Annotated in this window: 18 protein-coding genes; 15 read left to right on the forward strand and 3 right to left on the reverse strand. The window is 65.9% G+C overall.

Annotated elements, in window-relative coordinates; translation table 11 throughout:
* The first annotated feature begins 98 nt into the window (after window positions 1-98).
* From ACYVL5_RS01530 to ACYVL5_RS01570, 9 genes are all read left to right on the forward strand, one after another.
* Window positions 99-1,481 carry a sigma-54-dependent transcriptional regulator gene (locus ACYVL5_RS01530; RefSeq protein WP_460593781.1) on the forward strand — a complete coding sequence of 461 codons (1,383 nt, stop codon included), beginning with the start codon at window positions 99-101 and terminating at the stop codon, window positions 1,479-1,481.
* A 288-nt stretch (window positions 1,482-1,769) separates the two neighbouring features.
* Window positions 1,770-2,927, forward strand: coding sequence for an HD domain-containing phosphohydrolase (locus ACYVL5_RS01535; protein WP_460593782.1), 1,158 nt, complete (start codon window positions 1,770-1,772; stop codon window positions 2,925-2,927).
* A gap of 11 nt (window positions 2,928-2,938) precedes the next feature.
* Window positions 2,939-3,364, forward strand: a complete 426-nt coding sequence (locus ACYVL5_RS01540; RefSeq protein WP_460593783.1) for a response regulator — start codon at window positions 2,939-2,941, stop codon at window positions 3,362-3,364.
* On the forward strand, window positions 3,365-5,023 hold the full coding sequence (locus ACYVL5_RS01545; RefSeq protein ID WP_460593784.1) for a chemotaxis protein CheA: 1,659 nt from the start codon (window positions 3,365-3,367) through the stop codon (window positions 5,021-5,023). It begins immediately after the preceding gene.
* Complete coding sequence (locus ACYVL5_RS01550; RefSeq protein WP_460593785.1) at window positions 5,020-5,568, forward strand: chemotaxis protein CheW; 549 nt, start codon at window positions 5,020-5,022, stop codon at window positions 5,566-5,568. Before ACYVL5_RS01545 ends, ACYVL5_RS01550 begins: the two co-directional genes overlap by 4 nt.
* Before the next feature lie 37 nt (window positions 5,569-5,605).
* Window positions 5,606-8,224, forward strand: a complete 2,619-nt coding sequence (locus ACYVL5_RS01555; protein ID WP_460593786.1) for a methyl-accepting chemotaxis protein — start codon at window positions 5,606-5,608, stop codon at window positions 8,222-8,224.
* A 204-nt stretch (window positions 8,225-8,428) separates the two neighbouring features.
* Window positions 8,429-10,735, forward strand: coding sequence for a methyl-accepting chemotaxis protein (locus ACYVL5_RS01560; RefSeq protein ID WP_460593787.1), 2,307 nt, complete (start codon window positions 8,429-8,431; stop codon window positions 10,733-10,735).
* A 17-nt stretch (window positions 10,736-10,752) separates the two neighbouring features.
* Window positions 10,753-12,537 (forward strand): CheR family methyltransferase, encoded by a 1,785-nt coding sequence (locus ACYVL5_RS01565; protein ID WP_460593788.1) that lies wholly within the window; start codon window positions 10,753-10,755, stop codon window positions 12,535-12,537.
* Between the two features lie 47 nt (window positions 12,538-12,584).
* Window positions 12,585-13,649: a protein-glutamate methylesterase/protein-glutamine glutaminase gene (locus ACYVL5_RS01570; RefSeq protein ID WP_460593789.1), complete on the forward strand. Its 1,065-nt coding sequence runs from the start codon at window positions 12,585-12,587 to the stop codon at window positions 13,647-13,649.
* Here ACYVL5_RS01570 and ACYVL5_RS01575 read toward each other — a convergent pair.
* Both ACYVL5_RS01575 and ACYVL5_RS01580 read right to left on the reverse strand, forming a co-directional pair.
* Entirely contained in the window at window positions 13,620-14,417 is a 798-nt protein-coding gene (locus tag ACYVL5_RS01575) for a sugar phosphate isomerase/epimerase family protein (protein WP_460593790.1), read from the reverse strand. The two genes, ACYVL5_RS01570 and ACYVL5_RS01575, sit on opposite strands and share 30 nt — an antisense overlap.
* The gene (locus tag ACYVL5_RS01580) at window positions 14,386-15,462 is read right to left on the reverse strand and encodes a potassium channel family protein (RefSeq protein ID WP_460593791.1); all 1,077 of its coding nucleotides are present in this window, start codon (window positions 15,460-15,462) and stop codon (window positions 14,386-14,388) included. Before ACYVL5_RS01580 ends, ACYVL5_RS01575 begins: the two co-directional genes overlap by 32 nt.
* A gap of 175 nt (window positions 15,463-15,637) precedes the next feature.
* Here ACYVL5_RS01580 and ACYVL5_RS01585 point away from each other — a divergent pair, with 175 nt between their 5' ends.
* From ACYVL5_RS01585 to cysS, 6 genes are all read left to right on the forward strand, one after another.
* Window positions 15,638-16,333 carry a GntR family transcriptional regulator gene (locus ACYVL5_RS01585; protein WP_460593792.1) on the forward strand — a complete coding sequence of 232 codons (696 nt, stop codon included), beginning with the start codon at window positions 15,638-15,640 and terminating at the stop codon, window positions 16,331-16,333.
* Window positions 16,334-16,683: 350 nt separating this feature from the next.
* The gene (gene selA / locus ACYVL5_RS01590) at window positions 16,684-18,087 is read left to right on the forward strand and encodes an L-seryl-tRNA(Sec) selenium transferase (protein ID WP_460593793.1); all 1,404 of its coding nucleotides are present in this window, start codon (window positions 16,684-16,686) and stop codon (window positions 18,085-18,087) included.
* Between the two features lie 94 nt (window positions 18,088-18,181).
* Window positions 18,182-18,871 (forward strand): IspD/TarI family cytidylyltransferase, encoded by a 690-nt coding sequence (gene ispD / locus ACYVL5_RS01595; protein ID WP_460593794.1) that lies wholly within the window; start codon window positions 18,182-18,184, stop codon window positions 18,869-18,871.
* 13 nt (window positions 18,872-18,884) lie between these two features.
* Complete coding sequence (gene ispF, locus ACYVL5_RS01600; RefSeq protein ID WP_460593795.1) at window positions 18,885-19,361, forward strand: 2-C-methyl-D-erythritol 2,4-cyclodiphosphate synthase; 477 nt, start codon at window positions 18,885-18,887, stop codon at window positions 19,359-19,361.
* Window positions 19,362-19,398: 37 nt separating this feature from the next.
* Window positions 19,399-21,084: a glutamine--tRNA ligase gene (locus tag ACYVL5_RS01605; protein ID WP_460593796.1), complete on the forward strand. Its 1,686-nt coding sequence runs from the start codon at window positions 19,399-19,401 to the stop codon at window positions 21,082-21,084.
* A 30-nt stretch (window positions 21,085-21,114) separates the two neighbouring features.
* Window positions 21,115-22,560, forward strand: coding sequence for a cysteine--tRNA ligase (gene cysS / locus ACYVL5_RS01610; RefSeq protein WP_460593797.1), 1,446 nt, complete (start codon window positions 21,115-21,117; stop codon window positions 22,558-22,560).
* 94 nt (window positions 22,561-22,654) lie between these two features.
* Here cysS and ACYVL5_RS01615 read toward each other — a convergent pair whose 3' ends face one another.
* Window positions 22,655-22,837: a ribbon-helix-helix protein, CopG family gene (locus ACYVL5_RS01615; RefSeq protein ID WP_460593798.1), complete on the reverse strand. Its 183-nt coding sequence runs from the start codon at window positions 22,835-22,837 to the stop codon at window positions 22,655-22,657.
* Window positions 22,838-22,910: the final 73 nt, after the last annotated feature.

Consider the following 22,910-nt stretch of genomic DNA (forward strand, 5'->3'; position numbering starts at 1 on the left):
AACCGTCGTTACTGCGAAAGAAAAATGAAAGGGGGGGGAGGCGGCACTCTTGCCTGGACCACCCGATTCTGCTATAAATCCGCCGGGGAGGAGGTCTCATGGAAGAGCAAACCGGCGTTTCGCATTCCACCGTCGTGCTGGTCGACGACGAGCCGGAGATCCTTTTCAGCTTCGGGGTCATGCTGCGGCGGGCCGGTTTTTCCGACGTCAAGGACCTCCAGGACAGCCGGGAGCTCCTCCCCCTCTTGGCCCGTCACGAGGTGGGGGCGGTGGTGCTCGACCTGCAGATGCCGTACCTCTCGGGGAAGGAGCTTTTGGGCGAGATCACCTCGAGCTATCCCGAGGTCCCGGTCATCATCATGACGGCGGCCAACCAGCTGGACACCGCGGTGGACTGCATGAAGGAGGGGGCCTTCGACTACCTGGTGAAGCCGGTCACCCCCGACCGCTTCGTCTCCGCCATCCGCAAGGCCCTCGAGATCAACTCCCTGCGCTGCGAGATCGCCTCGCTCAGGGAGAGCCTCGCCCCGGGGGAGCCGCACCGGGCCGGCGCGCTCTCCCAGTTCCACACGAGAAGCGACAAGATGCAGTTCGTCTTCGCCTACCTGCAGGGGGTCGCCCCCTCCGACCAGCCGGTCCTCGTGCTGGGGGAGACCGGGGTCGGCAAGGAGCTGGTGGCCAGGGCGCTGCACGGGCTTTCCGGCCGGGCGGGGGAGTTCGTCGCCCTGAACAGCGCCGGGCTCGACGACCAGGTCTTCGCCGACACCCTCTTCGGCCACGGCAAGGGCTCCTTCACCGGGGCCGACAGCAACCGGGACGGCATGGTGGCCCGGGCGGCCGGCGGCACCCTCTTCCTCGACGAGATCGGCGACCTCGCCCCCGCCTCCCAGGTCAAGCTCCTCAGGCTTCTCCAGGAGGGTGAGTACTACCCGATCGGCTCCGACCGCCCCCGCTTCTCCACCGCCCGCGTCGTGGCGGCCACCAACTGCGACCTCACCTCGCTGGTGGCCAGCGGGAGCTTCAGGAAGGACCTCTTCTTCCGCCTCTGCTCGCACCAGGTCCGCATCCCCCCCCTCAGGGAGCGCAGCGAGGACATCGCCCCCCTTATCGAGGTCTTCCTCACCGAGGCCGCCCACTCGATGGGGAAGCGGAGGCCCTCCTTCCCCCCCGAACTGATCGGCTACCTCTCCGGCTACACCTTTCCCGGCAACATCCGCGAACTGCGCGCCATGGTCTACGACGCGGTGGCCCGCCACCGGGGCGGGGTGCTCTCCATGGCCACCTTCCGCGACGCCATCGGCCACGGCCTCACCTCCCTCAACCGCGACTGTCCGCCGGCCGCGGGGTTCGCCACCCTCAAGGAGATGGAGGAGCGGCTGGTGGAACAGGCGCTGCAGCGGACCGGCGGCAACCAGGGGGCGGCGGCCGCCCTCCTCGGCATCAGCCGCCAGGCGCTCAACAAAAGGCTCAACCGGCGCTAGCCCCTCCCGCACATTCTCCCCCGGAAAGCTCGTCAATAATTCCCGCACAAGGGATGCGACAAAAGTTGCCGAGCGCAACCAAGGTTGCGCCGAGGCAGAAGTAGGGGAATCCCTTAGGGATTTTCAGGACCACCCCGGTACCCGGCAACTTATGTCGCACCCCTTCCGTTCCGCCACCCGCCGACTAACCCACCGATCTCACGGCATTTTTCCTCATCCCCGCCTCGGGCACGCATCCTGCTAGTGCAGATGTTCATGAACAATCACCTATCGGAAGGGAGCCGCGCTATGCAACCTGCCCAAGGGACCGTGGTGGTAGTCGAAGACGACCTGTTGGCTCTGGACATGCTGACCGTCCTCCTGCGCAGCCGCGGCTTCACCGTCCGCCCCTACAGCGACGGGGCCGCCGCCCTCGACGGCCTCCTTGCCGAGCCTGCCGACCTGGTGCTGACCGACATCTACATGCCGCGCATGAGCGGCACCACCCTCATGGCCCGCCTGCGCGCCTTCGACCAGGACACCCCGGTCATCTTCATGACCGCCGCGGCCGACGTCGAGGTGGCGGTGTCCGCCGTCAAGCTCAAGGCCTACGACATGATCCTCAAGCCGTTCCAGCCGATGCAGCTCGTGCTGACCGTGCAAAACGGGGTGAGGGCCAAGAGCGAGCTGGTCCGGGAGCGGCAGTTCCGCGACGAGCTCGAGCGGCTGGTGGTCGAGAGCGGCTGCGAGCCGGTGGAGGCCATCCGGCAGCACAACTCCATGAGCGTCGAGATCATCGAAAGGCTCTCGGTGGCGGCCGAGCTCCGCGACAAGGAGACCGGCGAGCACATCACCAGGATCGGGAGCTACGCCGCCATCATCGCCCGCTCCCTCGGCATGCCCGAGCAGTTCGTGAGGAACATCACGGTGGCCGCCGCCCTGCACGACATCGGGAAGATCGGGATCCCCGACTCGATCCTCTTCAAGCCCAGCCACCTCACCCCGCGGGAGTTCGAGGTCATCAAGACCCACACGGTGGTCGGCGAGCAGATCCTGGCCGGCTCCACGCATCCCATGCTGCAGATGGCGGCCTCCATCGCCCTCACCCACCACGAGCGCTGGGACGGCTCCGGCTACCCCTTCGGCGTCGCCGGGGAGGCCATCCCGCTGGCGGGCCGCATCGTGATGATCGCCGACCAGTACGACGCCCTGCGGAGCCGGCGCTCCTACAAGCCGGCCATGGACCACGAGGCCGCCTGCCGGGTGATCACCGAAGGGGACAGCTCCACCCGCCCCGAGCATTTCGATCCCTGTATCATGAAGGCCTTCAGGGAGTGCGCCCCCCTCTTGCGGGACGCCTTCGACAACGCCCCGCCCCCCCGCTCGCGCCGGGCGGAAGGCACCAAGGTCACCGAACTCTTTCCCGCGCCCGCCGCGGGTTACAATGCTATGGTCCGCACCTACTAATGGAGGAAGTTATGCTGCAAAAGGTTCTTATCGTCGACGATTCCGAATTGATCCACCACATGTACCGCCTGGTGATGCAGCGCTACGGCTGCCAGTTCCTCGACGCTTTGAACGGACAGGAGGCGCTGGAGATCCTGGAACGCGAAGACGACGTGGAGCTGATCCTCTTGGACATCAACATGCCGGTCATGAACGGCGTCCAGTTCATGGAGAAGGCCGGCCAGCTCGGCATCAGCCGCCGGATCCCCATCGTGGTCATCAGCACCGAGGGAAAAGAGGAGGACACCGTGCTGGCGCTGAGACTCGGGGCCCGCGGCTACCTCAAGAAGCCCTTCAACTCCACCGATCTCTACAACCTCGTTGAAAAGATCCTCCCCGCCCAGGTCCAGGGGAGCCGTCCCTCCTCCGCATCGCTGGCCGCAGCCGAGGCCTGCTAGATGCAGGATGTCGATCTCTCCATCCTCTGCGCGGATTTCGTGGAGGACGCCCAAGGACACCTGGAGCAGGCCGAGCAGGCGCTTTTGCTCTTCGAGCGCGGGGTGCGCGAGGGGGAGGCGGACCTCTCCCTGGTGACCAGCATGCTGGGAAGCCTCCACACCTTCAAGGGGAACGCCGGCATGATGGGATTCACCCACCTGCAGGGGTTTCTCCACGAGCTGGAGGAGGTCTTAAAGCTGGGTAGCGCCGGGAAGATCCCGCTCAACGAGCGCCTCTTCTCCGCCCTCTTCTCGTCCCTGAACGCCCTGCGGGGCGCCCTGGACCAGCTCGCCTCCGACCCCGCCGCCCCGGTGGACCTGAGCGCCGAACAGATGCTGCTGGGCTTCCTGGTGGCCTCCCCCGAGGAGACCCAGGCCGCGCCGCTCCCCGCCCTCCCCGAGCGGGGTGAGGGGTACGAGTACCTCAACCAGAAGTCGGACACCGTCAAGGTGAACTTCGCCAAGCTCGACCAGCTCTTGAACCTGGTGGGGGAGCTGGTGATCCAGCGGACCACGCTCTCCTCGCTGGAGGGGCGCCTGAAGCACGAGGTGAAGGACCGCGAGCTTTTGGCCCTCCTCTCCGAGACGAGCGAGCTGATCGGCAAGAGCGCCGCCGACCTGCGCGAGTCGATCATGAAGGTCCGCATGCTTCCCGCCGCCACCGTCTTTAGGCGGTTCAACCGGCTGGTGCGCGACCTGGCGCTTAAAAGCGGCAAAGAGGTCTCCCTCGTCTTCGAGGGGGAGGAGACCGAGCTCGACAAGACGGTGATTGACGAGATCGGCGAGCCCCTTTTGCACCTGATCAGAAACGCCGTGGACCACGGCATCGAATCCCGGCCCGAAAGGGTCGCGGCCGGCAAGCCCCCGGTCGGCACCCTCACCCTGGGCGCCCGCCACGACAAGAGCCACATCATCGTCTACCTCTCCGACGACGGCCGCGGCCTTTCCCCCGCCAGCCTCAAGAAGAGCGCCCTCGACAAGGGGCTCATCGACCCGCAGCAGGCCGGCCAGCTCTCCGACCAGGAGGCGCTCCAGCTGGTCTTTCTCCCCGGCTTCTCCACCTCCGGCCGCCTCACCGAGACCTCCGGGCGGGGGATCGGCCTCGACGTGGTCAAGAAGGGGGCCGAGAGCTTCGGCGGCGTCATCGAGCTGGAGAGCGTCCCCGGTAAAGGGACCACCTTCTCCATGAAGCTCCCGCTCACCCTGGCCATCATCCAGGCGCTCCTGGTGGAGGTCTCCGGAGAGATCTTCGCCCTGCCGCTCTCCGGCGTCCTGGAGAGCCTCACCATCACCGATTCCCAGCTCCACGAGGCGTCGGGAGGGGAGATCTTCAGGCTCAGGGACCGCCTCCTCCCGGTCAAACGGCTCGACCGCTTCTTCTCGCTCCCGCCGCGGGTGGAGGAGGGGGGCTACCTGGTGGTGGTGGAGAGCGCCGAGAAGCGCGGGGGGCTCCTCGTGGACCGGCTCTTGGGACAGCAGGAGATCGTGGTCAAGGGGCTGGACGACTACCTGGAGGAGCCCCCGGGCATCTCCGGCGCCACCGTGCTGGGAGACGGCACCGTGGCACTCATCTTGGATCTCCCCTCGCTTTTGGCGAAGGGGAAGGGAGGAGCAGCGTGAACGGCACGACGAAGATCGAGCTCCCGGCCTCGGGACTCGCTGAAGAGATACTGGCGGGCTTCATAGCCAAGGCCCAGCAGGAGGCCGACCGGGAGGTCGAGGCGGTGGCGGAGAGGCGGGAGACCTTCCACCTGGTGAGCTTCGGGCTCGGCAACGAGTGCTACGGGGTTCCCATCGAGAGCGTCCAGGAGATCATCAGGGCCGAGGGGATCACCCATGTCCCGGGAGCCCCCTCCCACGTGAAGGGGGTCATCAACCTCCGGGGGCGGATCATCCCGGTGGTAGACCTCCGCAGGCGCTTCCTCCTCCCCGAGGGGGAGGCCAGCGACGCCCAGAGGATCATGGTGGTGGAGCTCGGGCCCAAGAGGATCGGGATGCTGGTCGACTCGGTCTCCCAGGTGATCCGGGTCCCGGCCGCCCTGGTCGAGGAGCTCCCGGAAGAGGCGGTGGCGGTGGAAGAGAAGTACCTGCAGGGGGTAGGAAAACTCGAGGACGCGCTGGTCTTCATCCTGGACCTCCAGCGCGCCCTGATGCTCGGCAGCTGACAAACCACTTACTTCCGGTCGGGATGGGGGGTGCGGCATGGCGATGTTCAACACACTGCGTGGCAAACTGACGGCAAGCTTCCTCCTCATGGCGCTGATCCCGCTGGGGATCATCTCCGGCGCCTCCTACTACCGGGCCAAGGCGAGCCTGGAGTCCACCACCGAGACCATGCTGGACAACACCAGCGAAGGGGTGATCGGCAAGGTGGACCTCATGATCGCCAGCCGGGTCCGGGAGGTGGCCATGCTGGCCCAGTCCCCCGGCGTCGCCGCCGCCCTGGAAAGCGGCCGCAGCGACGAGGGGGCGCGCCTTCTCGAGGGGTTCGAGAAAGGGTACGGGGTCCTGCGGGAAACCATGGTCGTCGACCTCGCCGGCCGGGTCAGGGGGGTGGCCGACCGCTCGCTCCTCTCGCTTTCCGGCTTCAAGGGGAAGGTCTCCGGTGAGCCCTGGCTCAAGGAAGTGGCACAGGGGAAGATCGCCGTCGGCGACGCCGCCCTCTCCCCCACCTTGAAGACGGTGGCCATGAGGATCGGTGCCCCGGTGAGAAACGCCGCCGGCCAGGTGATCGGCGCGGTGGCGAGCACGCTCCCCTTCGCCGAGGTCGAGAAGCTGGTCGCCGAGGGGAAAGAGGGGGAGACCGGCTACTGCTACCTCCTCAACCGCGACGGGGTCCTCATCTCCCATCCCAAAAAGGAGAAGGTCCTCAAGGAGAACCTGACCCGCAACGAGAATGCCGACCTCGCCGCCATCGCCACCCGCATGACCAAGGGGGAGCGCGGGGAGGGGCGCTACAGCTACGAAGGGGTCCAGAAGCTGGTCTCCTTCCTCCCCTCCCAGGGAAACGGCGACTACCGGGGGCTCGGCTGGAGCTGCGCGATGGTGATGTCCGAGCGGGAGGTCCACGCGCCGGTCTACGCCCTGAGGAACCTGATGATCATGGTGATCGCCGGCTCCGCCCTGGTGATCGCCGCCTGCACGGTGTTTCTGGCCGGGAACCTCGCGCGCCCGCTCGTGCAGGCCGCCTCCTTCGCCGGGGCGATCGCCGGCGGCGACCTGACCCGCACCCTGGAGGTTAAACGCAGCGACGAGGTGGGGGACCTGGCCCGGGCCCTGAACGGGATGCGGGAGTCCTTGCGGGGGATCGTCGGCCAGGTGAAGGAGAGCTCGCTCAAGCTCTCCGGGACCGCCTGCCAGATCTCCTCGGGTTCCGCCCAGTTGGACAGCGCGGCCCGTACCCAGTCCGGCGCCACCGAGGAGACCTCGAGCACCATGGTGCAGATGGCCGCCTCCATCCAGAGCGTCGCCGAGCACGCCGATGCCCTCTCCTGGCGGGTCTCCGAGATCTCGGCCTCCATCCAGGAGCTGGGGGCCTCCAGCGCCGAGGTGGCCAAGAGCTCGGAGCTCATGTCCGGCGCGGTCGCCGAGACCTCGGCCACCGTCGAGGGGATGATCGCCTCCATCGAGTCGGTGGCCCAAAGCGGCGAGGAGCTCGCCTCCTCGGTGTCGGAGACCTCGGCCACCATCGAGCAGATGACGGTCTCCATCGGCGAGGTGGCCCGCAACTCCCAGGCGCTGCAGCAGGTGGTGGCCGAGACCGGCGAGGTGGTGGACGAGCTGATCGGCTCCATCCGCCGGGTGGCCGACAGCGCCGCCGAGGCCGACCAGGTCGTAAAGGGCGCCGCCCACGAGGCACTGGCCGGGCAGTCGGCGGTCCGGGAGGCGCTGGCCGCCATGCAGCGGGTGGGCGAGGTGATGGACCGGACCGCGGCCTCGATCGGGAACCTGGGGAAACATTCCGAGGAGATCGACAACATCGTCCAGGTGATCGGGCAGATCGCCGACCAGACCAACCTTTTGGCGCTCAACGCCGCCATCGAGGCGGCCCGCGCCGGGGAGGCGGGGAAAGGATTCGCGGTGGTGGCCGACGAGGTGAGAAAGCTCGCCGAGAGGAGCGTGGCGGCCACCAAGGAGATCGCCCAGGTCATCAAGCAGGTGCAGGCCGACACCCGCGACTCGGTCCGCTACGGCGAGCTCGCCAGCCGGGAGGCAGGCTCCTCCATGGAGCTCTCGGCGATGGCCGGCGGCGCCCTGGCCAACATCGTCGGGAGCATCGAGCGCTCCGCGGCGCTCATGGGTGAGATCGCCGCCATGACCGAGGAGCAGACGGCCGCCTCCCACAGGGTGAGCGAAGCGGTGGAGAAGATGAGCGGCTCGGCCCAGCAGGTGGCCACCGCCGCCCGCGAGCAGGCCTACGGCGGACGCCAGATCAGGATCGCGGTGGAGAAGATGAACGGGATCACCCAGGCGGTGACCGGGGCCACCCGGGAGCAGGCGCTCGGGGGTACCCAGATCCGGGTCGCCCTGGAGAGCATGACCCAGGCGACCTCGCGGGTCACCCTGGCCACCCGGGAGCAGGCCTCCTCCTCCGGACAGATGGTCCAGGCGGTGGCCGAGATGACCGCCATGACGCAGCTGGTGGCCAACGCCACCGCCGAGCAGAAGAAGGGGGGCGAGATGGTGGTGATCGCCACCGAGAGGATCGACGGGCTGACCCGCGAGAACCTGACCGCCGTGGAACAGTTTGCCGTATCGGCCGGGGAGCTCGACTCCCACTCCCGCGAGCTTTCCTCGCTGGTGGAGGCCTTCCAGGTGTAAGGCGCCGAGGGAGTGGCGCAGAATGAGAGGGATCGAAGGCTTGAGGTTTCCTGATTACTGATGTCCCGCTACGCGGCCCTTCCCCTTCAAGGGGAAGGACAGGTTGAGGATGGGGTTGGCAATCGAAGGTTTAAGCCATTGACTGACTGAGGGAGACCGGGGGGACCGGTGAGCCCATGCCATTTATTGCACAAGGAGATGTGAATGCTGCAGAACTACAAGATTGGCACCCGCCTGGGGGCGGGATTCACCGTGATGCTCCTCCTCATCGTTATCAGCGGGATCACCGCCTACTGGGGCGTGGACAGGGCGACCAGCGCCACCATCAACCTCCTCAACGGCGACGCCTCGGTCAGCGAGTACGCCTTCAAGTGCGAGGTCGACATTATCAACATGAGGCGCTTTGAGAAGGACTGCTTCCTGAACATCGCCGAGGCCGGCAAGGTCCAGGAGTACTTCGACAGCTGGAAAGAGCAGCGGGCCAAGCTGGATGACAACCTCACCCAACTCGCCAAGTACGCAACGACCGCCAAGGACAAGGAAACCGTGGCCAGCATGAACGCCCTCAAGAAGGCGTACGAGGACGGCTTCACCAAGGTCCACGACCAGATCGTGGCCGGCAAGGTAACCACCCCGCAAGGCGCGAACGCCGCCATCATCCCCTACAAGGACAAGATCCATACCCTCGACACCGTCTCCCACGAGCTCGCCGTGGAGGGGAACACCCGCATGGACAGCCAGGAGAAGGTCATGGCCGCCCTGGCCCGGCACATCACCCTCATCGTGGTGGGGATCGTCGCGGTCGGCATCCTTCTCTGCCTCGGCATCAGCATCGTCATCACCCGCTCCATCACCACCCCGGTGGCCAACGCCGTGCGGATCGCCGAAACCCTCGCCTCCGGCGACCTCACCGCCAGCTGCCAGACCTCGGCCAGGGATGAGATCGGTCAGCTCTTGAACGCCATGGACGGCATGGCCGCCAAGCTCCGCGCCATGATCGGCAAGATCCTCGACACCTCCACCCAGCTCGCCACCGCCTCCGAAGAGATCATCTCCGGAAGCGACCAGCTGGCCCAGAGCGCCAACTCGCAGGCCTCCGCCACCGAGGAGACCTCGAGCACCATGGTGCAGATGGCCGCCTCCATCCAGACCGTTGCCCAGCACGCCGAGAACCTCTCCGGCCGGGTCTCCGAGGTCTCCTCCTCCATCCAGGAGCTGGGAGCCTCCAGCGAGCAGGTGGCCAAGAGCTCGGAGGTGATGGCCTCGGCGGTCTCCGAGACCTCCGCCACCGTCGAGCAGATGATCGCCTCGGTCGACCGGGTGGCCAAGAATTCCGAGGAGCTCGCCGCCTCGGTATCCGAGACCTCGGCCACCATCGAGCAGATGACGGTCTCCATCGGGGAGGTGGCCCAGAACTCCCAGGCCCTGCAGCAGGTGGTGACCGAAACCGGCGAGGTGATCGCCGAGATGACCGACTCCATCCGCCGCGTGGCCTTAAGCGCCGCCGAGGCGGACTCGGTGGCCTCCGTCGCCACCAAGGAGGCCATGGCCGGCCAGTCGGCCGTCCAGGAGGCCCTGGCCGCCATGCAGCGTCTCTCCGGCGTCATCACCATGACCGCCGACTCGGTCTTAAACCTCGGCAAGCACTCCGAGGAGATCGGCAACATCGTCCAGGTGATCGGGCAGATCGCCGACCAGACCAACCTGCTGGCCCTGAACGCCGCCATCGAGGCGGCCCGCGCCGGGGAGGCCGGCAAGGGCTTCGCGGTCGTGGCCGACGAGGTGAGAAAGCTCGCCGAGCGGAGCGTGGTGGCTACCAAGGAGATCGCCCAGGTGATCAAGCAGGTGCAGGCCGACACCCTCGACTCGGTCAAGTACGGTGAGCTCGCCTCCAAGGAGGCCCAGGCTTCCATGGAGCTCTCCGGGGTGGCCGGTAACGCGCTTTCCAACATCGTCCGCAACATCGAGGCCTCGGCCGGGCTCATCGCCCAGATCGCCGGCATGACCGACCAGCAGTCCGCCGCCTCGCTCAGGGTCAACGAGTCGGTCGAGAAGATGAGCAGGTCCGCCCTCCAGGTGGCCAACGCCGCCAAGGAGCAGGCCTTCGGCGGGCGCCAGATCCGGATCGCGGTGGAGAAGATGAACGGCATCACGGTGGCGGTCACCGGCGCCACCCGCGAGCAGGCCCAGGGGGGGCAGCAGATCCGCATCGCGCTCGACAACATGAACAGCGCCACCCGCCAGGTCTCGCTCGCCACCCGCGAGCAGGCGCTCTCCTCCGGGCAGATCGTCGAGGCGGTGACCGGGATGACCTCGATGACCATGCAGGTGGCCAACGCGACCTTCGAGCAGAAGAAGGGGGGAGAGATGGTGGTGATCGCCACCGAGAAGATCAGCGGCCTTACCCGCGAGAACCTGGCGGCGGTGGAGCAGTTCGCCGTCTCCGCCCGCGAGCTTTCCGCCCGCGCCGAAGAGCTCACCATCCTGGTCGGCCAGTTCCGGGTGGCGTGACCGGACAGGGAAACGCGATGCTGAAGATGGATCTGGAAAAAATAGCCGGGTTTCTCCGGGAGGAGAGCGCCCTCTGCTTTGCGGGGAGGCGCGAGGCTGCCCTGCGCCGCCACCTGGAGGGTAGGATGGAACGGCTGGGGGTGGACCACGCCCTCGACTACCTCGACATCCTCACCTCCTCGGCCGAGGAGCGCTGGGAGCTCTACAGCCTGGTCACCGTCAACGAGACCAGCTTCTTCCGCAACCAGCTGCAGTTTCTGGACCTGAAGACCTCCATCATCCCCGGGCTGGAGGAACTCAGGAACCAGCGGCCGGCGCTTCCCTGCGGCGCGGGGGACCGTTTCCGCAAGCTTAGGTTCCTGAGCGCCGCCTGCTCCACCGGAGAGGAGCCGTACTCGCTGGCCATGACCGTCCTGGAAGCGCTCCGCTACCCGCTGGCCTGGGATGTGGAGATCGTGGCGGGCGACCTGAGCGAGGAGTGCCTCCGCTCCGCCCGCGAGGGGCGCTACCCGGAGGCGAGGATCAAGGGAATTCCCCCCGCCTACCGGGACAAGTACCTGAAAAAGGATCACCAGGGTTGGGTGGTGAAGGACGAGGTGAAAAGGCTGGTCCGCTTCACGCGGTTGAACCTCGCCCACGTGATGGCCGGCGGGAACATCCCGGGGACCCCGGAGGATTTCGCCGGTTTCGACCTCATTTTCTGCCGCAACGTCATGATATACTTCCCGCTCGAGCGGCAGCAGCTCCTCCTCGACGGGCTCCAGCGGCTACTGGTGCCGGGTGGCTACCTCCTCACCGGGGACGCGGAGCCGCTCCATCTCTACCGCCACGAGCTCGAGACGGTCAGTAACGCCACCTCGCTCATCTACCGTAAGCGCCTTGCCCCGGAGCCGCCCCGGGAAGAGACGGTGGCGCTCCCCGCCGCCCTAACCCCGCCGCCGCTTTTTCAACAGCCGGTAGTCCCTCAGCAGCCGGTAAGCTATCAGCAGCCGGCCTATCAGGAACGGGCAGCCTGTCAGCAGCAGGTAAGCTCACCGCAGCGGGAAGAGTCCCAGGCCTTTTCCCAGCAGCAGGTACTCCCGCAGCAGCCGTCGATCTCCCCGCAGGTCCCTCCCCCGGTCACCCGTTGGGCGGTCGACGAGCTGCTCCTCCAGGTGGCCGGCGCGCTCCCCGGCAAGCGTGACGAGGCCCTGGCCGCCCTGGCCTCCATTGGCCTCGACAGCCTGGCCCCCGTCCTCGAGGAGGGTGTGCGCAACAACAACGAGGCGGACCTGAGAAACGGCGCCATGGAAACCCTGGTCGCCTTCGGGGAGGAGGCGGTTCCGCTTTTGGAGGGGATCTTGAAGGATCCCGACCACGAGGTGAGGAACTTCGCCACCGTCATGCTCGGCAATATCGGGAGCCCCTGCGCGGTAATGCCGCTCATCGCCGCCCTCGACGATCCCGATCTCAACGTCAGGCACGGCGCGGCCGAATCGCTCGGGAGGATCGGTGACCGCCGGGCCTGCCGTCCGCTGCTCACCCTGCTCGACCAGGGTTTCTGGCTCCAGTTTCCGGCCATAGCCGCCCTCGGCGAGCTCGGGTGCCTGGAGGCGGTACCCCGCCTGATCGGACTGTTGGACGAGGAGCTCCTCTTTCTCCCGGTGATGCAGGCGCTGGGCAAGATCGGCGACCCCGCTGCGCTCCCGGCGCTCAGGGAAGCCGCACTCCGTGCCGATCCCGGCCGGGCCTCGCTCGCCTCGCCGGTGATCGCCGCCCTCGAAAAGATGGCGGCAGTCCCGCGGCAGTCAGCCTGGGGATAGGTGGATAGGTGCGATCGACAGGTGACGACGTGCAGGAGGCAAACCGCATGAAACCGGTGGGGTCCAGGATCAGGGTGCTCGTGGTGGACGACTCGTCCTTCGTCCGGAAGGCGCTGGTCAGGATGTTCGAGGAGAGCCCGGAGATCGAGGTGGTCGGCGTGGCTCCCGACGGTGCCGGCGCCCTGGAGCTCATCGAGGAGCTGGCCCCCGACGTGGTCACCCTCGACGTGATGATGCCGGGCATGGACGGGATCTCCACCCTCTGCCGGATCATGGAGAGCCGCCCCACCCCGGTCATCATGCTGAGCAGCTGCACCGGCCGGGGCGCCGAGAAGACCATCCGGGCCCTCGAGCTCGGCGCCGTCGACTTCATCGACAAGTGCTCGGTCGGGGGGGCCATGGACATCTCGGGACTGGAACGGGAGCTGACCCAGAAGATCCGGGTGGCCGCCGGCATCCGCGTCGCCCTTTCCCCTGCCCCGGAGCAGCCCGCCCCCCTCCCCCTTTCCGAGAGCGAACCTCCCCGCATCCACCCGAAGCTGGTACTGGTGGGGACCTCCACCGGCGGCCCCGCGGCGCTCACCACCGTACTGGCCAAGCTTCCCGCCGAGCTCCCCTGCCCCGTGCTGGTGGTTCAGCACATGCCTCCCGGCTTCACCGGCCCGCTCGCCGAGCGCCTCAACCGCAGCTGCGCCGTCACCGTCAAGGAGGCCCAGGACGGCGAGGAGCTCAGGGCCGGCTGGGTCTACATCGCGCCGGGAGGAAAACATCTGAAGTTGAAGTGGCGGGGGGAGCGGCTGGTGACCCGGCTCGACCTGGAGCCGGAGGGGACCCTGCACCGCCCTTCGGTCGACGTGCTGTTCGACTCGGCAGCCGCCCACCTCGGGAAGGGCTGCCTGGCCTTCGTGCTGACGGGAATGGGATCGGACGGGGTCCGGGGAGCGCTGGAGATCAAGAGACGGGGGGGGAAGGTCTTCGTGGAGGCGGCCGAGACCACGGTGGTCAACGGCATGCCGAGGGCGGTGGCGGCCGCCCTGGAGGTGGACGGGACCCTTCCGCTCCCCGAGGTGGGGGAGCGGATATCAGCCGAGGTAGGGCGCCAGGGCCTTTAGCGACCGCTCGAGGTTTTCCAGGCTGTGGGCCTCCACCGTGTAGGCGGCCTTGGGGGCGTAACGCTCCATGAGCGAGAAGAAGAGTTCGAAATCGATTCCCCCCTCTCCGGGAGGGGCGTGATCGTCGCGGGTGCCGCGGTTGTCGTGGATATGCACCTCGGCGATCCTCTCCCCGAGCGCCTCGAACCACTCCACCATCCCCACCTTGTGGAAGAGATTCCAATGACCGACATCGAAGCAGTGGCCGAAGTGCTGCCGGTCGTCGATCGCCTCCATGAGCGCCTTGAGAGTCGAGGGCTCCTCCTCGAAGATGTTCTCCACCGCGATGACGGTCCCGATCTCCCGCCCCCTCTCCAGCACCCCTTTCCAGATCTCCAGGCTCAGGTTGTGCCAGAGCTCCTTCTGCTCGCCGTAGCGCCAGCGGTCGTAGCCGGGGTGGAAGACCATCACCTCGGGCTTGAGGTGTTCCGCCGCGTCCAGCACCTGGTGGAAGCGCTTGCGGGACGCCTCCCTCAAAAGCGGCTCGAAGGAGCCGGGGTTTAAGTCCATGAAGGGACAGTGGATGGTGCAGGAAAGCCCCTCCTCCCGGAGCATGCGGGCCCCCTCGGCGATCTCGGCGAGGCCGGTGGCGTCGAGGACCGGGGCGGAGAGGAAGAGTTCGGGGTTGAGGCGACGGCTGGCGAGCAGCGGGAGCCGCTCCTTCAGCTGCGGAAAGGGTACGTGGACGAAGAGCCTTTTAGGGGTGACTTTCGTGCTGCTGGTGCTCATGCGGCCTCCGGTGTTTCTTGATCAGCTCCTCGGCGCAGTTGTCGCACCGCACCAGCTGGTCGAGTTTCATGATGGCGTTGGGTTCCCCGAGGACGATCAGGGTGTCGTGGGCCTCGATCCTCGTGTGCGACTCCGGGTTGAACCCCATCTTGCCGCTCACCTTCTTTATCCCCACGATCATCACCCCGGTCTCCTTCCGAAAGCCGGAGCTCGCCAGGGTCTCGCCGATGAAGGCCGAGTCGGCAGGGATCAGGATCTCCTCCATCTGCAGTTCCATGTGCTCGTGGCCGGTGGCGATCTCGATGAAATCGACCACGGTGGGACGGAGCACCGCCTGGGCCATCCTGCTCCCCCCGATCAGGTACGGGGAGACCACCTTGTTGGCCCCGGCGCGCTTCAACTTGATCTCGCTCCCCTCCTCGCCCGAGCGGGCCAGGATGAAGAGGTCGGGGTTCAATCCCCGGGCGGTCAGGGTGATGTAGACGTTCTCGGTGTCCGAGGTGACCACCGAGATGAGCCCCTTGGCCCTTTTGATGCCGGCCTTCAAGAGGGTGTCGTCCTGGGTGGCGTCCCCCCTCAGGAAGAGGTAGCCGTGGCCGTCCTGCTCCATCCGGTCGACGGTGGCGGCGTCCTTCTCCACCACCACGAAGGGGAGCGGCTTGGCGGCCAGCTCCTTACAGACCAGGGCACCGATGCGGCCGAAACCGCAGATGATGTAATGGTTCTCCAGCCCCGCGATGGCCTTTTCCACCTTTTTCCTCCCGATGATCCGTTGAAACTGCCCCTCGAACATGATCTGGGCCAGCGAGCCCACGATGTAACCGAGCACGCCGACCCCGAAGAAGATCAGCACCATGGTGAAGACCTTCCCCGCATCGGAGAGCTCGTGGACCTCGCGGAAGCCGACCGTACTCAGGGTGAGAACGGTCATGTAGAGGGAGTCGAGGAGGTCCCACCCCTCGATGGCGACGTAGCCGAAGGTCCCGCACGATACCAGCAGGGCCAGCACGCAGATGGAGATCTTGAGATGTCGGACCGGATCCATGCCTCCCCCTTCAGGCGCCAAAGATACCGTCACCGCCCCCGGATTTCAAGCAATTTCGCCGCTCTGCGGGCGCCCACCGCCGGGAGAGGGCCCTTTTTGTTCGGATACCGTATACAAGAAACTTGACAATCATTGTATACTGTATACAATACTGCGGCTATTGGGGGGCCGTTCTATGAAGAAAAACGTCGAGAAGCATCTGACTCTGAGGGAACGGATCCTGGAGACCATCCGGGACGCCATCATGTCCGGCGCCCTCAAGCCGGGAGAGAAGGTGGCCGAGCCGGAGCTGGCCGCTCGTTTCGGCATCAGCCGCACCCCGATCAGGGAAGCCTTCCGCCAGCTGGAGTCAGAGGGGTATCTCTCGGTGGTCCCCAGGAAGGGAGCGCTGGTCGCCTCCTTCTCCGCCAAGGACGTGGAAGAGTTCTACGCCATCAAGAGCATCCTCGAAGGGTACGCCGCCCGCAAGGCCTGCTCGCTCCTCTCCACCCGCGAGATCAACAAGCTCGAAGCCATCAACGAGAAGCTCCGCGAGATCGCCTGCGAAGGGGACGTCCGCCACTTCTTCAAGGTCCACAACAGTTTCCACGACCTCTTCATCAGGGGCGCCGGCAATGAAAAGCTGCACGACATGATCGCCGCCCTCCTCAAGAAATTCCAGCGCCTGCGGCTCGCCTCGCTGAGCAAGCCGGGGAGGATGCTCATCTCCGTGGAGGAGCACGAGAAGATCATCGAGGCCTTCCGCAAACGGGACGCCACCCTGGCCGAGATGCTCGTGCAGAAGAACGCCGAGTACGGCGGCAAAGTCCTCATCCAGGACAACGGCGACGCCACTCCCGCCAATCCCGCGCTGCCGCAGATGGACATCTGAGCCGTCTTTCCCCCGCTTACCCGACTCATCCCGAGCCGGTGACCGCCCCCCGAGGCCGGTCACCGGCTTTTTTCATTCCAGCCCCGACCCTCCCGATCCACATCCCGCCTTTCCATGAAGGCTGTGTGATTATACCCTCGCCCCTTTAGGGGAGAGGGTGGCCGAAGGCCGGGTGAGGGCAGCTTTTAAAACCTCTCTCCCCCTGCCCCTCTCCCCTGAAGGGGCGAGGGGGTATAGATTTCTGTTCTTCTCCCTCATGGGTTTACCATCCTCCTGTTTTTCTTTGCCTAATCCCCCTCCTTTAGGGTACATTTCCCCGGATTCTCGAATGATCCCCGCAAGGAGGCCGCATGCAGCAGATGAAGCTGATCCCCAAGGTCGACCGGGTCCTCGAGTGGGGGGGTGTCCGCGCCCTGGCCGCCCGCCACCCGCGAGCGCTCCTGCTGAAAAGCATCCGCACCGTGCTGGACCGGCTGCGCGAGGAGGCTCGCCATGGAATCCTCGCCCCCGAGCTCTTCGGCGAGGAGAGCATCGTCTCCCTGCTCGCCCGCGAGCTCGCCGCCCTCTCCGCCCCGAGCCTTCGCCGGGTCATCAACTGCACCGGGGTGGTGGTCCACACCAACCTCGGCCGCTCGCTCCTCCCCCAAAGCGCCCGCAAGGCCCTGGAGACCATGGCCTTCTCCTACTCCAACCTCGAGTACGACCTCAAGGCCGGCGCCCGCGGCAGCCGCCACAGCCACATCGAAGCCCTTCTGTGCGAATTGACCGGGGCCGAAGGGGCGCTGGTGGTCAACAACAACGCGGCCGCCGTGCTCTTGGCGCTCTCCGCGCTCGCCGCCGGCCGCGAGGCGGTGGTCTCCCGGGGCGAGCTGGTGGAGATCGGCGGCTCCTTCAGGATCCCCGACGTCATGCGGCTCTCCGGGGTGACTCTCAAGGAGGTGGGGACCACCAACCGGACCCATCCCCGCGACTATCTCAACGCGGTGACCCCCGAGACCGCCCTCTTCCTCAAGATCCACTGCAGCAACTTCGCGGTGATCGGCTTCACCGCCGAGGTCGAGGCGGCCGAGCTGGTCCGGCTCGGCAACGAGGCAGGGGTGCCGGTGATGGCGGACATGGGGAGCGGCAACCTGGCCGATCTCTCGACTCTTCTTCCCCAGGCCGAGCCGACCGTACAACAGTTCGTGGCCGCAGGGGTGGACGTGATCACCTTCAGCGGGGACAAGCTTTTGGGCGGCCCCCAGGCCGGCATCGTGGTCGGCAAGAAATCGCTTGTGGACGCCATGAAGAAGCACCCGCTGATGCGCGCCCTGCGCCCCGACAAGCTCACCCTCGCCGCCCTGGAGGCGACCCTCGCCTTGTACCGGGACGAGCGCCAGGCGCTCATCGAGGTCCCGACCCTCAGGATGCTGACCGCCCCCTTCGAGGAGCTGGCCGCCCGCGCCAAGAGCATGGTGCGGCAGCTGCGCCGCCGCCTCCCGGACGGGATCACCCTCTCCTTCCAGGAAGGGACCTCGCAGGCGGGCGGGGGGGCCCTACCACTTCTGGACCTCCCGACCCTGCTGATCGAGGTGCGGGTCTCCGGGCTCTCCCCCAACGACATCGAGACTAGGCTCCGCAGCGGGCAGGTGGCGGTGCTGGGGAGGATCTCCAAGGGGGCCTTCCTGATCGACCCCCGCACGGTGCAGGATACCGACGTCGCCGATCTGGCCGCCGCGCTGGCCGCACTGCTGGAAAGCCCCCACCAAGGTTAGTTTTTATTGGTTTTTTGACGTCGCCAAGCTATAATCCGGCTTTTTCCGGAAGTGTTATACTATCTCGTGCACCGCAGATGACATAGAGGTCACTTTGAGCAAGATCTACGCGCTGGTCCCCGCCGCCGGAATGGGTAAGAGAATGGGAGCCGGGACCAACAAGCAGTACCTTTTGCTGGACGGCATCCCGATCCTGGCCCACACCCTGAGGGTCTTCCAGGATGCGCCCTTTATCGACGGCATCTATGTCGTCTCTCCGCAGGCCGAGATCCCCTTCTGCCGTGCCGAGGTCATTGACCGCTTCGGATTCTCCAAGGTCCGCGCCATCGTCCCCGGCGGCGCCGAGCGCCAGCACTCGGTGGCCAACGGTCTCAAGGCGATGAAGGGCGTGACGGACGAGGACCTGGTGCTGATCCACGACGGGGTGCGCCCCTTCGTGCCGCTCCAGGTGCTGGAAGCCGCAGCGGCCGCCGCCCGGGAGACCGGCTCCGCCGTGGTGGCGGTCCCCTCCAAGGACACCATCAAGGTGGCGCGCGGCGGCCTGGTGACCGCCACCCCTCCCCGCGAGGAGCTCTGGCTGGCCCAGACCCCGCAGGCCTTTCGCTACGGGCTGATCCGGCGGGCTCACAGCCAGGCGGAAAGCGAAGGCTTCCTCGGCACCGACGACTCCTCGCTCATGGAGCACCTGGGGCTGCCGGTCCGGGTGGTGATGGGGGATTACCGCAACATCAAGATCACGACCCCCGAGGACATGGTGCTCGCCGAGGCCTTCCTCAAGGGATAAAGAAGGGAGAATCATGAGAATAGGAAACGGTTACGACGTGCATCGCCTGGTGGAGGGGAGAAAGCTGATCCTCTGCGGGGTGGACGTCCCCTACCAGAAGGGGCTCCTCGGGCACTCCGACGCGGACGTGGCGCTCCACGCGCTCTCCGACGCCATCCTGGGCGCCATCGGGGAGGGGGACATCGGGCGCCACTTCCCCGACACCGATCCGAAGTACAAGGGGGCCGACAGCGTCAAGCTCCTCGAACACGTCATGGGGCTGGCCTTCGAGAAGGGATACCGGATCGGCAACGTGGACGTCACCATCGTGGCGCAGCGCCCGAAGCTCGCCCCCTTCATCGCCCAGATGCGCGCCAATGTCGCCCGTGCCCTCTCCACCAGCGAGGACCGGGTCAACGTCAAGGCCACCACCACCGAAGAGCTCGGCTTCGCCGGGCGCGGCGAAGGGATCGCCTCCTACGCCGTCGCCCTCCTCGAGCCCAACCGCTAATTATCCGGAGGCTTGCCGCCTCCCATGGGAAAGAGATATGAACAGCACAGAGATTCCGCTGCCGGAAAAGGCAAACAACTTCATCAGGAACATCGTCACCGAGGATCTCAAGAGCGGGAAACACGACTACATCGTCACCCGCTTCCCGCCGGAGCCTAACGGCTATCTCCACATCGGCCACGCCAAGTCGATCTGCCTGAACTTCGGCATCGCCCGCGACTTCGCCGGCCGCTGCCACCTCCGCTTCGACGACACCAACCCGGCCAAGGAAGAGGTCGAGTACGAGGACTCCATCAGGGAAAGCGTCAAGTGGCTGGGCTTCGACTGGGGCACCAACATGTACTACGCCTCGGACTACTTCGAAAAGCTCTACCAGTTCGCCGTCCGGCTGATCGAGATGGGGCTTGCCTACGTGGACAGCCTCACCGCCGACGAGATCCGGAGCTACCGCGGCACCCTGAGCGAGCCCGGCAAGGAGAGCCCCTACCGTAACCGCCCGGTCCAGGAGAACCTGGAGCTCTTCCAGGGGATGCGGGACGGCAAGTACGAGGACGGCTCGCTCGTCCTGCGCGCCAAGATCGACATGGCTTCGCCCAACATCAACCTGCGCGACCCGGTCATCTACCGGATCAAGACCGTCGAGCACCACCGCACCGGCGCCAAGTGGTGCATCTACCCGATGTACGACTACGCCCACTGCCTCTCCGACTCCATCGAGGGGATCACCCACTCGATCTGCACCCTCGAGTTCGAGGATCACCGCCCGCTCTACGACTGGGTGCTGGACGTCCTCAAGGTCCCCTGCCACCCGCAGCAGATCGAGTTCGCCCGGCTGAACCTCTCCTACACGGTGATGAGCAAGCGCAAGCTCCTCGAGCTCGTCCAGGAGAAGCTCGTGGACGGCTGGGACGACCCCCGCATGCCGACCCTGGTGGGACTTAAGCGCCGCGGCTACACCCCGGAGTCGATCAGGAACTTCTGCGAGACCATCGGGGTGGGGAAATCCGACAGCATCATCGACATGAGCATCCTCGAGGACGCGGTCCGCGAAGACCTGAACGCACGCGCCCCGCGCGCCATGGCGGTCATCAAGCCCTTGAAGGTGGTGATCGAGAGCTATCCCGAGGGTGAGAGCGAAGAGTTCGACGCCGCCAACCACCCGAACGATCCCGGGATGGGAAGCCGCAAGGTCCCCTTCTCCCGCACCGTCTACATCGAGCGCGACGACTTCCAGGAGGAGCCGGTCAAAGGGTTCTTCCGGCTCGCACCCGGGCGTGAGGTACGGCTTCGCTATGCCTACATCGTGAAATGCGAGAGCGTCGTCAAGGACGAGAGCGGCGAAATCGTCGAGGTCCGGGTGAGCCACGATCCCGGCTCCCGCGGCGGCAATGCCCCCGACGGCCGCAAGATCAAGGGGACCATCCACTGGGTGAGCGCCGAGCACGCCGTCGACGCCGAGGTCCGCCTCTACGACCGCCTCTTCAGCACCCCCAACCCGGGCGGCAAGAACGAGCCGGACTACCGGACCTCGATCAACCCGAACTCCATGGAGATCGTCAAGGCCGCCAAGCTCGAGCCGTCGCTGGCCGGAGCCGGTCTGGAGAGCCGCTTCCAGTTCGAGCGTCTCGGCTACTTCTGCCTCGACTCGCGCGACTCCAAGCCCGGTGCGCTGGTCTTCAACCGGACCGCCACCCTGCGCGACTCCTGGACCGAGAAGAAATAACCAACCAATCTTTTCTGAAACGAGGATTTCATGGCCTTACGCGTCTACAACACCCTTTCCGGCAGCAAGGAAGAGTTCGTACCGTTAACCCCCGGCAAGGTCGGGATGTACGTCTGCGGCGTCACCGTCTACGACCACTGCCACATCGGCCACGCCCGCGCCAACGTGGTCTTCGACATGATCTTCCGCTACCTGAAGGCGAGCGGCTACGACGTCACCTACGTCCGGAACTACACCGACATCGACGACAAGATCATCAACCGGGCCAACCGGGACGGCGTCGCCTATAACGAGATCTCCGAGCGCTTCATAAAAGAGTTCGACATCGACATGGCGAGGCTGATGCTCCAGCTTCCCACCCACCAGCCCAAGGCCACCGAGCACATCGGGGAGATCATCTCCCTGGTCGAGAAGCTGATCGAGAAGGGGTACGCCTACCAGTCCGATGCCGACGTCTTCTTCCGGGTGGACAAGTTCGCCACCTACCTGAAGCTCTCCAAAAGGAACCTCGAGGACATGCAGGCCGGCGCCCGCATCGACGTGGACGAGCGGAAAGAGCACCCGATGGACTTCGCCCTCTGGAAGGGTGCCAAGCCGGGCGAGCCTTTCTGGGAGTCCCCCTGGGGCAAGGGACGGCCGGGGTGGCACATCGAGTGCTCGGCCATGAGCATGAAGTACCTGGGTGAGACCTTCGACATCCACGGCGGCGGCAAGGACCTGATCTTCCCCCACCACGAGAACGAGATCGCCCAGACCGAGGCGGCCACGGGAAAGCCGTTCGTCAAGTACTGGCTCCATAACGGCTTCGTGAACATCAACGCCGAGAAGATGTCCAAGTCGCTCGGCAACTTCTTCACCATCAAGGAAGTGCTCGACCGCTACGACGCCGAGGTGCTCCGCTTCTTCCTGCTGTCGGCCCACTACCGCTCGCCGATCGATTTCTCCGACCAGAACCTGAACGAGGCGGACCAGGGGATCGAGAGGATCTACAAGGCGCTGGCCGGGGTCGACGAGAGGCTCGCCGCCGGCTGCCCGGGTGCGGCTGACGGTGAGGAGGTCTCCGAGCTCGAGGAGAAGGTCGCTACCCTCGCCACCCGCTTCGCCGAGGCGATGGACGACGACTTCAACACCGCGCTGGCGCTCGGTCATCTCTTCGACCTGGTGAGAAGCGTCAACAAGGCGCTTCCGATGGCCGGGAAGGCGCTTTTGGAAAAGGTCAAAGGGGAGGTCGCCGCCATCGCCAAGGTCCTCGGGGTCTGCGACTCGGTGCCGGCGGAGTTTCTGAAAAGGATGCAGGAGCGCAAGAGCTCCGCTTTGGAGATCTCCGTCGAGGAGATCGAGCGTCTCATCGAGGAGCGGACGGCGGCCAGAAAGGCCAGGGACTTCAAGCGGAGCGACGAGATCCGCGACCTGTTGCTGGCCAAGAACATCCAGCTGCTCGACAGCGCCCAAGGGACCACCTGGAAGGCAAAGTAGGCGGGAAGGAAAAAAGAGGATAAAAAAAAGGCCGCTCATGGCGGCCTATTTTTTTGCGCTCGTTATCGTGTGGCGCGATGGGAGAGGCGGCTGATTAGGCCGCCTTCTGGTTGATGTCGGCGCAAGCCCTCATCTTGACCAGTTCCATGGCCTCCCTCATGATGTCGGAGACGCTCTTCTTGGTGGTGGTCATGATCTGCTCAAGGGTTTCGCGCTCGGCGTCGCTGATCCTCATCGAAATTACGTTGTACCTCGGATTTTCTCTCATTCTGCCCATTTTACTCACTCCTTCTTAGACGTTTCATTCAACTGCGGCGCTGATACCTCTATATAGCTATATCCGTGCCAAC

Source organism: Geomonas sp. Red276, from assembly GCF_054784495.1.